The sequence below is a fragment of the Paraprevotella xylaniphila YIT 11841 genome (assembly GCF_900683745.1).
GTDB classification, from domain to species: Bacteria; Bacteroidota; Bacteroidia; order Bacteroidales; family Bacteroidaceae; genus Paraprevotella; species Paraprevotella xylaniphila.
The window spans coordinates 3,177,132-3,193,093 of sequence record NZ_LR215980.1 but is presented as its reverse complement, the minus strand read 5'-3'; the positions used below and the strand labels follow the sequence as shown (position 1 = coordinate 3,193,093).

The 15,962-nt window shown below is 47.7% G+C and carries 9 protein-coding genes; 3 read left to right on the top strand and 6 right to left on the bottom strand.

Annotation, left to right across the window (positions count from 1 at the left end):
- Nucleotides 1-7: 7 nt before the first annotated feature.
- The 5 genes from E0E47_RS13295 to E0E47_RS17380 all read right to left on the bottom strand — a co-directional run bounded on the left by E0E47_RS13295 (nucleotide 8) and on the right by E0E47_RS17380 (nucleotide 9,245).
- Nucleotides 8-1,576, bottom strand: coding sequence for a RagB/SusD family nutrient uptake outer membrane protein (locus tag E0E47_RS13295; RefSeq protein ID WP_130893943.1), 1,569 nt, complete (start codon nucleotides 1,574-1,576; stop codon nucleotides 8-10).
- Nucleotides 1,577-1,593: 17 nt separating this feature from the next.
- The gene (locus E0E47_RS13290) at nucleotides 1,594-4,566 is read right to left on the bottom strand and encodes a SusC/RagA family TonB-linked outer membrane protein (protein WP_232038443.1); all 2,973 of its coding nucleotides are present in this window, start codon (nucleotides 4,564-4,566) and stop codon (nucleotides 1,594-1,596) included.
- Nucleotides 4,567-4,863: 297 nt separating this feature from the next.
- Entirely contained in the window at nucleotides 4,864-7,599 is a 2,736-nt protein-coding gene (locus tag E0E47_RS13285) for a hybrid sensor histidine kinase/response regulator transcription factor (protein ID WP_232038442.1), read from the bottom strand.
- A 28-nt stretch (nucleotides 7,600-7,627) separates the two neighbouring features.
- Complete coding sequence (locus E0E47_RS17670; RefSeq protein ID WP_232038441.1) at nucleotides 7,628-8,881, bottom strand: ligand-binding sensor domain-containing protein; 1,254 nt, start codon at nucleotides 8,879-8,881, stop codon at nucleotides 7,628-7,630.
- A gap of 7 nt (nucleotides 8,882-8,888) precedes the next feature.
- Entirely contained in the window at nucleotides 8,889-9,245 is a 357-nt protein-coding gene (locus E0E47_RS17380) for a hypothetical protein (protein WP_008625875.1), read from the bottom strand.
- A 212-nt stretch (nucleotides 9,246-9,457) separates the two neighbouring features.
- Here E0E47_RS17380 and E0E47_RS13275 point away from each other — a divergent pair, with 212 nt between their 5' ends.
- The 3 genes from E0E47_RS13275 (at nucleotide 9,458) to E0E47_RS17815 (ending at nucleotide 15,179) form a co-directional block, all read left to right on the top strand.
- Nucleotides 9,458-10,900, top strand: coding sequence for a carbohydrate-binding protein (locus E0E47_RS13275; protein WP_130893941.1), 1,443 nt, complete (start codon nucleotides 9,458-9,460; stop codon nucleotides 10,898-10,900).
- Between the two features lie 14 nt (nucleotides 10,901-10,914).
- Nucleotides 10,915-12,348, top strand: coding sequence for a family 43 glycosylhydrolase (locus E0E47_RS13270; RefSeq protein ID WP_008625877.1), 1,434 nt, complete (start codon nucleotides 10,915-10,917; stop codon nucleotides 12,346-12,348).
- A 122-nt stretch (nucleotides 12,349-12,470) separates the two neighbouring features.
- The gene (locus E0E47_RS17815; RefSeq protein WP_130893940.1) at nucleotides 12,471-15,179 is read left to right on the top strand and encodes an FN3 associated domain-containing protein; all 2,709 of its coding nucleotides are present in this window, start codon (nucleotides 12,471-12,473) and stop codon (nucleotides 15,177-15,179) included.
- Nucleotides 15,180-15,278: 99 nt separating this feature from the next.
- Here E0E47_RS17815 and E0E47_RS13260 read toward each other — a convergent pair whose 3' ends face one another.
- Complete coding sequence (locus tag E0E47_RS13260; protein WP_130893939.1) at nucleotides 15,279-15,941, bottom strand: BamJ family beta-barrel-assembly machinery protein; 663 nt, start codon at nucleotides 15,939-15,941, stop codon at nucleotides 15,279-15,281.
- Between the last annotated feature and the right edge of the window lie 21 nt (nucleotides 15,942-15,962).

Sequence of the window (15,962 nt, the reverse complement as noted above, 5' to 3'; positions counted from 1 at the left end):
CATAAATTTAATTATTCCAATATTCATTTTGCCGAATCAAATTATTCTGCCGGATAACCTCTTCGGATACCGGCCAGTAAATGCCTCCATTCTCCATCCTTGCTAAAAAATCCGGGTCATCCTGAAGAATACGCTGCCGACGAATCAAATCATACCAACGGTGCCCTTCACCTATCAGTTCCCGACGACGTTCTGCAAAGATATTGTCTATCAGCTTGTTCACGTCCTCCCCGAAATTTTTCTTGAACGACACTTGAGAAAGCCCACGCTTTACCCGTAACAGGTTCAGTTGTTCCACAGCATCATCCACCCGGTTCAAAACCGCCAAAGCCTCCGCGCGCAACAACAGCATATCCTCCATACGGGACAAAAGGATGGAAGAACCGAATACCGCAAAATCGCCATCCTTACCGGCTCCATTCTGCACCACATTAATCTTCCTGAAAACGGGCTTTGCATAAGTCATATCAATATAAGCCGAACGGTATTTCGATCCGGCAACCGTGTCTATGCCAAAACGTAAGTCTTTCCAATCGTCATATATACGGAAAAGAGAGTCCTTCGTTACATATAAGTCAGGATGTACCTTCCGGATGTAAGGTTCGCACAAGGTCCATTGTTCCAAATGCCCGCTCTGTGTCACATCTTTATTATCCATAAAATTAAAAGCCACTAAACGGTAAGGTGCATAAGTAATATACGAAGCGTTGAAAAGACCTTTCGTATCCACAATATTATCCACTTCCAAAATATTCTGTAACGACCCGGTCATGCCTATCGCCTCATAGTTTTCCAATACGTAAGTGGCATAAGCCTCTGTATCGGCATAGTTCCCTTCCCAAGCCGACAAATGGGCCAGAATGGCATAGACCGAAAGTTTATTGAGCAATTTGCCTCTCCAAAAGGTAGGGTCTTGCCAATAATACTTATTATTGCTCGAACCGAACTCGAACGGAAGTTCGGCAGCTGCTGCCAACAGCTCATTCTTGGCATATTGCAAGACCTTGGCAGAAGAAGAACGGCCGATTTTCGGAAAAGAGCCATTGTCGTAAGAATAAGTGACCAAAGGGACATCCCCCCAAATCCGTACCATATAAAAATAGGCCAGTCCGCGCAAGGCATGTGCTTGCGCCACATCCCACTTCAAAGTCTGTTCGGAATAGGCTTTGTCCTGTCCTAACACGTTTCCTACATTTTCTATAAATACGGAAGCCGCATTGACCACGGCATAAAACCTCCGCCAATCCGAAATTTCATCTATCATGGGAATATTACGGTTCAAATCATTATGAATGATGGCATCCAAATCAGCTCTTCCGTATGCCGTAAAATCACCGCTGCGCAACTCTCCGCAAGCCCAATGGGTGTTATTATCAGCTAATGCCGCGCGCATCAAACCATACATACCCATTAATCCGGCACGGGCATCCTCCAACGTATTCCAATTATGCTCATCGGGCAACGTGTGATGCGACTCGTTCTCAAGGAAATCCGAACATGCGGACATTCCGGAAACAACCACCAACGCACATATTCCCCATAAGAGTTCTCTCATGTATAAAACTATTTTTTTCATTTGTTTTCCTTGAATGGTTAAAAACTACAACGGACACCCAACGTCACAGAACGCGGTATGCCCATACCGTAACCTCTATAATATCCATCGAAATCCACTAACTCAGGATCGTCGCCACTGAATTTCGAGACGGTAAACAGATTGTTTCCTGACACATACACATATACATCATGTTTTGGCGTAGGAACAGAATACCCCAAGGTAACCGACCGCAACTTCAAGTAAGAAACCTTTTCCAAATACAAATCCTGATCTGCCCGGTAAGGATGCACCTCACTCAATGCATTGTAACGAGGATAATCCATCGGGACATTACCGCTTTGCCAGAAGAAGATTTCCTTCACACCTGCCAGATTATCTCCTTTGTCAAGGGTTGTGAAATCATACTGTTGATAGGCCCTGTAATTCATGGCCGACTGTCCCGCCGCAAAAAAGAACGAAGCCCCCAAATCAAAACGTTTAAACTTCAGTTGAGTCGAGAACCCTCCGGTGTATTTCGGCAAAGAATGGCCTTTCAGGACTTTGTCCTCATCCGTTATCTTATTATCACCATTCCTGTCTACCCATTTCGGGTCACCGGCTTTCATTTCCACTCCATTTACCGTCATCTTTTTCCCGTCTTTCACCGGGACTTCTGCATCGGATTGGTAAATCCCGTCATTCTGCAGGACATAAAAACGGTCTACGGCTTCTCCTACCCTCAACAACCGTCCGTCGACCTCCGTTTGCTGAAGCCCACCGGGAAGGGCTGACAATTCATTGTGGTTGAAAGCAAAATTGGCACCGACCGACCATTGCCACCCGTCACCAGGCTGTTCAATCAACTTTCCGGTAAGAGACAGTTCCACACCTCGGTTCGTAATCTCCATACCTTGTTTATATTGCCCTGTATAACCAAACTCATGAGCCACCGGCACCTTTACCAACAAGTCCTTGTCGCGATTGGAATAAAAAGCAAAGTCCAACGTCAGACGGTCTTTCAACCAACTGGAACGCATCCCGACCTCTGCCTTGTCCGCATAAGGCCATTTCACGCCAAAACCGACCCATCCGAACGTATAAGGACGGGTAGTCGTGGCATATTGGTTATAAGAACTGGGAATCCAAGAACCGCTCCAACCGATGTTCTCTGATGTATATTGCGGCCCCATCCCATAACGGTCGGAAGGAAGATAACGCCCGACACGTGCCCATGAACCATATAAATCCAATCGGGACAACCAGGAAACATTTTCTAATAAAGAATGCTTGATACTCCATTGAACCTGAGCTGCCGGAGTAAAGAGCCAACGATGATTGGATTGCACGGTCGTCGCACCGTCATAACGTAATACCACACCGGCAGAAAGATAATCCTTCCATCGGTAAGCGATGTTCAAAGATGAATTCATGAAATGCACTTCCTCCTGATCCAAGAAATTAAACAGTTCAAAACCTCCTCCCTTGGTACTATGCTTGTTATCGTCATCCCCGTCATAACCTTTGGAGTAATTATAATGATAACGGTCCTGGTCCATGGAGCCGTTCACGTCGAAAGAAAGGCGATGGCCGTTTTCCATATCCCAATCATAACCCAAATAGAAGTCTCCTATAAAACGACGGTTGTATCCGGAGTAATTCGACACATAACTCATGGACTCCATCATCGTAGAAGGCCAAAACGCATTCCTGACATCCGTCTCATAGTCGAATTTTACGGACAAGCCAGCCCTTAGAGCCTTCCACACATAATTCAGAGATAGGCTTCCGTTTATCGCCATGTTGTCATTCTTGTCATCCGTACCACTCAAATAAGAGTCATAGATGCCTGCCCCTTCCGTCGTCGGAGGTACGGGCGTAGCCAAAGACGGAAAATACTCCATTTCTGCATAACGGTCACGCAAGGTTTTGTTTCGCGAACGCGATGCCTTAACGGCTTGCAAGATTGTGCTCACCGTCAGTCCTTTTACGGGCATCATGTTCAGATAGAAATCGATATTGTATTTCGAGTAATCCGTATTGTCGGCCATCCCCTCATTGGTTGCCGTACCCACAGAAAACAAATAATTGGCAATCCCTTTACCTCCCCCGACGGAAGCATTCACGTTATATTGCAACTGGGGAGTGTTATAATAATCCTCAGCCCAACCCGGCGCCCCGAAAAACATGGGGTCGGTACGGTCTTTTAAATAAGCAGGAAGATAACGGTCCAAATCCGTGCCTTCGGGGTAAAATCCGGCACGGAAATTCCGCTCGTCGTTCGCGTTAGTCATCCGTACATCCCCGTTCGAAGCCATGGATGCCGTCAGACTGGCATCCACTGTCACGTTGGGTCCTCCCTTATATCCGTCACGGGTCACGATCCAAATGGCACCGTTGGCAGCCAACGGCCCTAATTTTGCCAACTCATAAGGATCTTTTACGACTTCTATCGACTCGATATTGGCCAAATGCAATCCGGCCAAAAGGTTGGTCGCCGTACCCAATGGATTCACGTCGTTATTCTTCACACTATAAGAATAGGCCCGGTTCTCTATCACCGGTACACCATTTATATATACGGCCGGCTGAGTGGACATGGCATCCACTTTAGAAAACAAAGGGACGGATGTTCCCCGCAAGAACATGGCTTGCTGCGTTCCGGGTTCCCCACTCGGCTCCTGTACATACAGTCCGGCCACCTTTCCTTTCAGGTTTTGCTGAAGGGAAATATAGGGCGAACGGTACACCTCCATCATCGCCACGGAATCAGGCGAACCTAACGCCGCGTTCCGCTTTTGCGCCTCATACCGGGAAAACCATCCTTTCTGCCCACCGGCACTATCTTGCCGCAAAGAATCCTTTTTCAGACTTCCTCTCTTGGCTACCGACACAAGCTCCCCGGAGCCTGCTGACGACATGGGATACTTGTTTCTCATGCCATACACATTTCCTACATAAAGCATGGAAAAGCAGCATGCCGTACAAACCGGATAGATGATTAGACGTATTGTCTTTCTCCTGTTTTTCATACATAATTTTAGTTAATTTGACAAGGCACAAATTTAAAGGCTTCTTAAAAAAAAGCGGGACTATTTTCAACCAACTTCATCCAATTTTAGACCAAATTTCAAATCCGGAGGACAATAATCATTCATTCATGGATGTTTTTTATTCAAAAATAAACGATAATACATTCATAATCTGACATTTAAAAATCAGCCGAATCTTTCTATGAATCAAAGGCAAGATAAGAGGTTATACAAAGGGATGAAACCCATTTTAACCTTATTCCGAGTGGAATCCTTTTTCCATTTTCATCTTCGCCATCAATCCACAAGACCTCGCTTGCGCAGAAATTCCGTGGGAGTAATGCCGAACTGTTCCTTAAAACAGGTTGACAAGTACTTCGCACCGGAAAATCCGGTGGAATAAGCGATGGCATCCAATGAGGTTTCCCCGCCCTCCAAAAGTTCGTAAGCATGTTTCAGGCGGATGTTTTTCACAAATTCCACAGGAGAAAGATCCGTAATAAGCTTTATTTTACGGTAAAAGGAAGATTTGGACAGTCCGACTTCACGTGCAATGGTATTTATATCCACATCGATTCCTTTCTTCATATTATGTTCTATAATCGAAATCACCTTATCCAGAAACTTTTGGTCAAGGGCGGACATTTTCAACATGGCCGTCTTCACTTCCCCCTCCTGCCTGAAGTCTTTTTGAGCACTGCGTTTATGTTCCAGAAAATTTTCCACCCGTGCCTCAAGCACCCTTAATTCAAAAGGTTTGGCCACGTAACCGTCACACCCTGCCTTATAACATTCCACCCGGTCTTCCGGGGCATTTTTTGCCGTCAACAAGATTACCGGTATATGGCTCGTATTAATATCGGATTTCAGCCGACGGCAAAGCTCAAGGCCATCCATATTCGGCATCATCACATCACTGATAACCACATCCACGGCATGTTCTTCGATGACAGACAGGGCTTCCACCCCATCGTGTGCCAACAAGACCTTATGGCGACACATAAAGACGCGGTGCATCACGTCTAAAAGGTCGGCATTGTCATCCACCAATAACATGGTTCCATTCACCTCACCTTGACCGCCTTTTTCTTCCAGTACGGCATATCCCGTAATTCCACCCTCTTCCTGCGGCAGCTCAAGTTCTTCTGCCGCAGTTATTTCCTCGCGGGGAGCAATTTCTTCCGGTAAATAGGCTGACTTGTCCACGGGTAAGAGGATTGTAAACTCCGTTCCCTCTCCCACCTTGCTTTTTAAGGAAATCTGTGCGTGGTGGATTTCCAACAGTTCTTTCACCAAAGACAGGCCTATGCCGTTGGCTTCGATGGCCGCATCGGTAGCGGCGGTATAGAACCGGTTGAATACAAAAGGCTGTTTCTCCACGGGAATACCCACTCCCGTGTCCTTGACCCGAATCAGCGCGGAACATACACCATCATGCTCCATAACGGAAAGAGAAACTGAAACCTCACCGCCCTCGTGAGTATATTTATAGGCATTGAACAACAGATTATACAAGACTTTTTCCAATATGTCCCGATCGAAATATGCCGATTCAACACCTTGCTCTACCCGCACGGCAAAATACAAGTGCTTCTTGTCCATCAGCACGGAGAAATTCATCCGGCACAGTTCTTCCACAAAGGCAGAAAGATTCCCTTCGGACACCTGCAACTTCATTTTGCCGTTCTCAATCTTGCGGAAATCCAACACCTGTTGGATGAGATGTTTCAGTTGCCGCAAACTATTCCTCATCTTGTCCAGTTGGGGAATCTTGTTCTTGTACGTCATGGCCATATCATCTATCAGGCAGGATATGATGGTGATAGGCGTAAGGAAATCGTGGGATATGTTCGTGAAGTAACGCAACTTGGCTTGTGTCAGTTCCTCACTCTTCTCCTTTTCTATCTGTACGATTTTCAATTCATTGCGCAGCCTGACACGATAAACGGCCCATCGGTAACATCCCAACAAGGCCGCAGCCACAGCCAATATATATAAGGTGTAGGCCCACCACGTCTCATACCACGCAGGCTGACGTATAATAGTATAGGATACCGTGTTCGGACTCCATCGACCTTCGCTGTCGGTAGCCCGTAGTTCGAGGACATTTTCCCCCTTGGGCAATTTATTATAGTAGGCACGGGGCAGGTCGTTTCCTGTATACACCCAGTCATTATTCACGCCCTTAATCCGGTAAGCATACAATATTTGCCGGGGAGAAGAATAATTCAACGTTGAAAAATCAATTTCAATATCATGGGCATCTGCCCCTAATATGAGTTGATGCGACAAGGCATCCATCCGGCAATTTCCCGGGAAGTCGCCGTCCAAGATTGATTTTCCGGACACCTTCACATCCGTAAGCGCCACATCCACGGAAGAGGCCGTCCCGTCTAACCAGGAAGTTCCCTTGAAACAGGTTATGCCGCCGTCACGCCCGTAATAAAACATACCGTCACGGTAGGAACAGGCATTCCGTTCAAAAGAATGCACTCCCATATTATAAAGCCCGGCATACGATTTCACCACTTCGTTGTCCGGATTGAACTCCAACACATTCTTGGCGGTGGAAATCCATATATGCCCATCCTGGCCTGCCATGATGTCGTTGACCGTTTCATTGATATAGGTATAAAACAAAGAAGAATAGTCCTTGAAGGCATTCGTTTGCGCATCCCAAGCCTGCACGTTACCCTCCATCGTGCCAATCCATACTTTCCGGTGCTTCACATCTGCACAAAGTGCCTCCACATTATTGGACAACAACCCACCGTCCCGTGCCGCGAAATGCCGGACGGCACATTCCACAACCTTTCCGTCCCGGTATGCGGGAACCACACGGTAAAGCCCATGCCCACGGGTTCCCAACCAAAGGTTCCCCCAACCGTCTATCGCCATTGACGAAATATCATGAACGTCTACACGCAATGTCGTCTGGATATCCCCTTCACCGTTGCACACAGCAAGACCATATTCGGTCACAATCCACACATTGCCGTGGGTATCCTCCTTCATCGCCAAAGGTACACCCACGCCTGCCGCCTTTAAGTCTATGACCTTTTTAAGCGTAAAGGATTTTACCCCCCCCCCGCGTTAAAAATACATAAATCTTATGAAAGAATTTCGCGCCGACCCATACCTCGTCCTCTCGTGAGGAAGGAGAAAAGAATGCCGACACATCTCCCAAATCGTTCTGGAATTCCGGTGGAACCATGTCACGATAAAAAGACAAAGAGTTATCTGCCGGATTATACCACCCAAGCCCCAACCGGTCGTAATTGATCCAGAAAAGTCCTGTATTATCCTTAAAAACACCCCGGACGATAGGGCTTATCCCTCCGGTAATACCCTGCAACGGGGGTAAGGACAAGTTAGTGATTTGCGCATCGCTGAATACCAATTGGTAAGCCCCGTTCCCCGATGCAGACAGCCAAATATTGCCGTCACGGTCTCCATAAATACGGTTGAACAGGTTATTGGTCTGGGCTGCCAACTTTTCCGAAGGAATGACGGTCAACCGGCCGTTCTCTGCCCGGGCCACCGTCAGCCCGTAATACCCCAGCATCCACAGACATCCCCAATGCTTGTCCTGATACAGGCAAAAGGCATATTTCAGGTTTTGCATGTCCTTATCCTCTGCCCCGGACAACACATCTCCCACATAACAGACATTTGCCCCGGCATCCAAGTCCATCCGGAACAAGCCTTCACCCCAAGTGGAAAGCCAATACGTCCCGGACTCGTCCTGACAAAGCCGGAAAGGATTGTCCGTCCTGCCCAAACGGGGCATACGCTCAAAGCGGTTAATCGTCCTATTGTAACGATACAGGCCTTTTTCCCAAAAGCCTACCCATATCGTACCGGCATGGTCCTTGTAGACCATGTTCACGCTCGTGACCGGAAGGCTGGAATCGAACGACTCCACTTCCTTTAAATCCGGACTGACCCGGACCAGTTTCTTATAAGAACCCACCCAGATATACCCCTCGTCATCGGTCACGATGGAACGGATTTCATAGTCTGTCAACAAAGAGTCTGTGAAAGAAATGAAGTGATTGGCCTTCTTGTCCCACGCACACATCCCTTTTTGCGTACCAATAAGGAGTTTTCCGTCCTTCGTCTCGGCAATATCCTTAATATCGTTGTGGGGCAACAATGCCGGGTACATGGGAGAAGAACGAAAGACATGAAGCCCGTAACCGTCGTAACGGCACAGTCCGTCGGTAGTGCCCAACCAAAGCACGCCTTCCCGGTCCTGATGCAAGCAATAGACCTTATTGGAGGGCAACTGCCCCAACAACGGAAACGGTTTCACTGAAATCTTATCCAAAAGGCCGGCGCAAGCCCAAGCCGCAGACAATGAAAATAAAAGGGAAAAAACTATACTTCTTTTTTTCATGGTGCCCAATCGCTTTTTCGGTTGCAAAAATAATAAAATATATGTCTACATGCCATATTTCTGCGTTCATTTTTCCCCTTAAATTTTCTGCGCCAAACGATTTTTCAATCTCAGCCGAACGATTTTTCAATCTGCGCCAAACGATTTTCAAATGTGAAGAGCATGTTTTCCCGTCTTCTGGGAACACCCAAAAAGCACAGCTCCCGTCCCACAAAAATCCCCACATAAACGGGGATACAGGTCTTTCCGCTGTCCTGACGGCCTGAATGATTTTTGCCATTCTTGAACGATAATTCTCCCGAACCGGAATTAGATTGAATTTTGGCCTACTTTGAACAAAAATCGGCCTTGGGTTTTCTTATTTTTCATGAATTTTGCAGCGGTATAAAACAAGAGCGAAAGAACAGGTATGGTTTTGCAAGGTATAAAAGACGTTTTCAGGATAACGATTTATCAGACTGTTCATGTATCATTAAATAAATAGAGAAGACAATGAAAAGGAAGTATGTAAAAGTCATAGCAGCCGTAATAGGGATGGCCATAATGAACGGTCATCCGCTTACGCTCAATGCAAAATCGAAAAAGAACCGGACGGCAACTCCGACGGGCATCACCATCCACGGATATGGAGAGACCGCATCGTTTTCCGTAGATTCCAAGAACTTGCGGACGGATGAGCCCATCCAAGTTTCGGCTACGCACGGTTTTGAAGTTTCTCCCCACGAAATTTCCCCCAACGGTAAAGGCTCTGTTACCGTGAAACTGGTAAGCTCCAAACGGCAAACTGACGGCAAGGTTATCCTGCGGAGCGGTGACACGCGTTACTACGTGGATGTAAAAGGAGAAGGGAAAGACCTTCCGGTCAAAGACTTGTCTGCCACACCCGTCTACAAAGGAGGGGGGCAGGATTCTTTTGAAAAAGAGTTTTCACCCTCTAAAAACGGATATACCATAGAATTCAAAGTGGCCATTCCTGCCGATGGGAACGAGTTCAATCCCTTTGCCATCAATGCCGACGGACAGGGTTTCAAAAGCTATGTCACGTCTACGGCCTTCGGATTGTGCCACTCCACGTCCAAAGCCGACGGGTTCAAGAACCCTTCCACCAACGTGACCGGCGGACGTGGAAAGTTCTATAACAACGACGGCAAAGCACACATTTACCGCATCGCCGTGATGCCGGACAACCGCGCCTTCTTCTATCGCGACGGCATAGCCGTGGACACGGTGCGCCTGCACGATTACGGTTTGCAGCCCGAATTCGCAAGCGGTAACGGGGACATCAAGGAAAACCTGCTAAAGAATCCCGGATTCGAAGGTGAATTTGAAGTGTTCGGGGTTAAAAATGCGGAAGACGTGGCTAAGGGCATAGAGGGATGGTACATTGACATACACGACTATTGGTGCAGCCAACAGTTCATCGTTCCTGAAGAAATAGACCAAGCCATAGGTGTCGACAATCATGTGGCACAAATCAAGCCCTACATGTGGGCCAACGGTTGGGGCAACGGCAACATCAACCAAATTGTAGACGTGGCTCCTAATGAAACCTATACACTTACGGCACTGGTCAAAGGAGGCATCCGGGAAAAAGAAGGGACCTTGGCCGGCAGCATGTTTATCGAGGAGATGCAGAACCGTGAAAAGAGAGTCAAAGTGGATATTGCCAGCGATTCATGGGAAACATATTCCTTGGATTATACCACCTCGGCCGATTGTAAGCAAATCCGTGTGGTATTCCAAACGGAAAGTGGAAAATGGGGAGAGCACCGCAGCCCGTTGGAAGTAGACAACGTGAAACTGACCGGCGTATCGCGCCAATATACCCCCAAAATCGGTTTCACCAATCAGGACGCTCAAGTGGAATACTTCACATTCGACACCACAGGAGCCTACGCACCGGCATCTCCTGAAATCACGGTGAATATCAACTAACCTGCAAACGAAGCATGAAGAAACTGTTTTTGACCATCGTATGCTTATGGGCATGGCATGTCCACTGTACGGCACAACTTACCCAATTCCACCCGGGCGAAGTATGGAACGATGCCGAGGACGCTCCCATCAATGCCCACGGAGGCTGCGTGGTGTTCCACAATGGCACATACTATTGGTTTGGCGAGGATCGCACGAAATTCGAATCGAACGGCGTCAGTTGCTACGCCTCCACAGACCTGTATAACTGGAAGCGCGTCGGACTGGCCCTGAAAGCCGACGGAACGCCCCGTGAAGACTTGAACGACATCTCGCAAGGCCGCCTTTTTGAACGCCCGAAGGTCATATACAACCCGAAGACCAAAAAATGGGTGATGTGGAGCCATTGGGAAAAATCGAGCAGCGACTACGGAGCCGCACGGGTATGCGTGGCCGTGAGTGACAGTGTCACCGGCCCTTATACTTTCTATAAGACCTTCCGTCCGAACGGAAACGAATCGCGCGACCAAACGTTGTTCGTGGACAACGATGGAAAAGCCTACCATATATGCTCTACGGCTATGAACTCCAATACAAACATTGCCCTCCTGCGCGATGATTATTTGGAACCGGAGGGGACAAACCTTCAAGTACTGAAAGGCGAAAAGTGTGAAGCTGCAGCCATCTTCAAATGGAAGGACGTATATTACGGCCTGTTCTCCGGTTGCACGGGATGGAATCCCAACCCCGGAAGGAGAGCCATGGCCAAGGACATCATGGGAGAATGGAAACTCCACGGCAACTTTGCCACCGACCCACTGAAACAAGTCAGCTACCGCTCACAACCTTGCTACGTGTTGAAAGTGGAAGGCCGGAAAGACGCTTTCATCTATATGGCTGACCGTTGGAACCCCAACGACGTGGAACACTCCACTCACGTTTGGTTGCCTGTCAGCATGCGTTCGGGACTTCCTGTCGTCCGTTGGTACGACCAATGGGATTTAAGCGTCTTCGACAAAATGTACCGCTACAAACGGGCTGCGGAAATCGTCTCCGGAAACATCTATGCCTTGTTGGAACAGCAGGCCGACAGGTTAGTGTCCAAACCGGCCAATGGTTTTACCATTGCTGACGACAATGATGAAATCAACCTGAACTTCATCTTCCAGACCACAGGCTCTCCTGATGTGTACAAGTTAAAAGACACGAAAAGCGGCAAGTTCCTGACAAACACTTTCGGTTCCTTACGCCTGAGCAACGAAGAAGCAGACAGCGATAACCAAAAATGGAAATTTATCCGGCAAACAGGCGGATTCTATCGCATACAAAGCCTGCAAGACCAGAAATTCATTTCCGTCTCAGGCAACAACACCTTCGACGGGACTCCTTTATATCTCGCCACCGGAGGAGAACCGCACTACTTCGGAGTGTACTTCGATTCGGACAAATACGCATACCCTACATCTTAAACTATTCAATAAAAACACTTGAAATTAGGTTAATGTTATGTAAGTGCGTATCCGTGATGGCCTCGCACTTACTATCTTTAAAAAAAACTGCAATCATTTTATAAACATCAATTATCAATCTTATGATACAAAACAAATTACGAACTAAGGGTTATATCCTTGGTGTATTCTTGCTCGGCAACAGCTTACAGGGCATGGCCTCTACCGGCAAGACTGATGGCAAACATATAGTCATCGGGACTGTGATTAACCGACAGCCGCAGCTGCCCACAAATATCCAAATCGGGACGGACAAACTGGCTGTCAAATGGGAAAAGACAGATGCAAGCCTGTTCAATACGGCTTTCAAGCAAACAGAAATAAAAGGCGAAGTGAACCGGAAAGGCACAAAGGATACGGTTATGGCTTACGTGTGGACTTTGCCGGAAAATCTGGTGTACCTAATCGACGCAGGCCGTATCGCCCCACAATCTTCACAAATATTCGAGGCTGCCAAAGCTTTGCGCGGACAAGCCCTGCTCAACGACAAACCGGATCAGAAATATACCTCCGCAACCGATTTATGGGGTTATGTGGAACGCGAACAACACGAGAACCAAAAGGTATATGTCAAAGCCGGGAACGAAGCCGACTGGGCTTCCTCTTACCTGAGTGACGGAAAGGATAAGGACGAGGGACTGACCTATAAACTGACCCTCCAACCGGGAAGATATAAAGTGTGGGTCGCCCATGTCCCCAATGTCAAGCTTAATTTTACCAGTTATCTCCGAGTGAACCAAAAGATATACGACACCAAACAGGTTTCCACCACCATAGCGGAAGACTGGGTTCATCCACCTGTCTGGGTCACCCATGAGCTGAAACTGGCACAGCCTGCGACTTTCACTTATGAAAGCAACAAGATCGGCGGAAAGGAATGGGAAAACGGCAGCATCAGCCTGATTGCCGTGGAACAAGTCAGTGCCAATGTCGAACCGCCCTTCATTTCACCTTCGGGTGGTGACGTTTGGGGAAGCCAAACCGTAGAATTACAATATAAAGATCCATCGGTGGAAATCTACTATACGCTTGACGGCAGTGAACCAGACAAAAATAGCATAAAGTATTCCATTCCGTTCACCCTCAATAAAACCACAAGGGTGAACGCCATCGCCTACAATACGGAAGGGGCCAGCAAGATGACCTCGGCCGACTTTGCCATCAGTACATGGGCTGTCACGGCAACTCCGTTCAAGCTCGTCGGCGAAAACGAAGTGAAGAACGTAAAAATCAACTGGATGCAAAGGAATGACGCAGACGTGTACAAAATATACCGAAACGGCACCTTGATTGGGGAGACCCGGGGAGACACTTACGATGATTACGGGTTGTCTTTAGGGGAAAATTACACCTATCATGTAGAAGGCTACAAAGAGGGCCGAAAGATAGCCACGTCGGAACCGCAGTCGGCCATGCCCTTCAGACCTTCGCAAGATTGCGACGTATACGACAACCGCAACGGTCAATATCTGAAAAATAGAAAAGGCGGCATCGCCGGAATGAAAATAGGAAACCTTTATTTCTCTTATAGGTTGGAAAGGAAGAAAAAAGACGTAAGTGGACAGGAAAAAGACGGTTGGCTGCTGTCTGAATCTTATTCCAAGACTGGCAAGGAAGGAAGTTGGAGCACACCACGTGAAATCGCATTCTATCCGGGTGTAAACTTCGAAGGTATCGGTTTCCGTTATAATGAAAAGACTGGCAAGGTCGTACTCTCCGCCCATTATGAAGACCAAGGAGGATATACTGCCGCCAAGATATTCCTTGCACAGATTACCCCGAAAGGCGGAATCGAAGTAGGTACCATGGAACGGCCATTAGGATATGACTCCCGCGACCAGGCTTTGTTTATAGACGATGACGGCACGGGCTACCTTCTCTCTGCCACCAACATGAACAGCGATATCAATATCTACAAATTGGATGAGACGTGGACTCGTCCTGTCGCATTAGTCAATACAATATGTAAAGGACAACACCGCGAGACCCCTTCCATCATCAAAAAAGACGGCGAATACTATTTCTTCAGCTCCAAAGCATCCGGATGGTATCCCAGCCAGGCCATGTATGCCTCAGCTGAGAAACTGGACGGGGTATGGACTTCATTACGGGAAATCGGTAACAACTCTACTTTCGGGGCACAGTTCAACAACATCCAAAGGAGGGGGACGGACTACGAAACATTCGGCGTGTGGAGTTACCATTGGGGTGCCCAATACCACCACAAAGACCCAGACGGGAACTTCCCGAGGATTTCCGTAGCCAAATTCAACAAAGGCTATGCTTCCATGGATTATTACCGTTATATCGAATTTTATGATTCATACGGCATCGTCCCCGTACAAAACGGCAGGAATCTCACGCTGAACGCACCGGCCTCTACCACCACGGTTGGTGCCAACCCTCATACGGCATCCTGCATCACAGACGGAGCCGACATGAATTCCTCCGTTTACTTCCAGAGCAGCACGTACCCGTACGTCCTGACCATAGATATGCAGAAAAAGGCCAAGATATCGGAGCTGAACTTGTCTACCAAATTGGTCAATGGTTCGGAAACGGCATATAAATACACAATCGAAGGGAGCGTAGACGGCGAACACTTCCAAACCTTGGTAGACGGAACGGACAACTGGCAAGTAGGGTTCCAGATACTCCCCGTCACGGACTCATCGGTTTACAGATACCTCAGATTAACGGTACTGAGAATCATCAATGTGCATAACAATAATCCGGCCGCTTGGGCCGATGGTGTCTATGAGCTCACCGCATTCGGTACGCCCGTAGAATAAATCGAACAACATTACCCCAAACAAATGGCACGACAGTCACAAACCTGCCGTGCCATTCGTTTTCACATATCCATATAAAATTTATATTCCTGTTACTTCTTATTTCCAGTCCGGAACGTCCTCTCCCGGTTCGTAATATTCTACCAGATTGGCATAAAACGTCAACGTGGAATAAGGCAGCACCGAACCTGCCGACTGACTTCCGTAAGCCAGTTCAGAGGGTATATATACCCACCAGACATCACCTTTGTGCATGTATTGCAAAGCTGTGGCAAATCCGGGCACGGCACTCGAAACTCCCATCTTGGCCGGCACGGCAATCTGATTATCCAGTTCGCCCATGAAAGACTGGGAGAACACCTTACGTTCTTCCACCCATTCTCCGTTCACCATATTCTGGGTAGGCATCAGATAGCCCCGGTAATTGACACGGACCGTGTCGGACCATGTCGGACTGTCCGTTCCCGAACCCTGCTGCTCAATATACACGCAAATCGAATCGGTCAACGCCCCAAGTATATTTTGGGACTTCGTCGTCGACTTGAACATACGCCAATTACAATAGGCTTCCCACTGATTACCATATAGTTTTTTGGCTTGCGCAATGGAGTCCCTTGCCTCGGCAGCTATTTGGGAAAAATATTCAGCATTCCGAGCCGGCCAGTTCGCATAAGCATCATACGTGTCATCTTCTTCTTTACAAGCCCCCAAAGTGCATAAAGAAAAAAGAACGACCGCCAGATACAATAAACCTTTTTTCATTGATGTCCGTCTTTTAGGCAG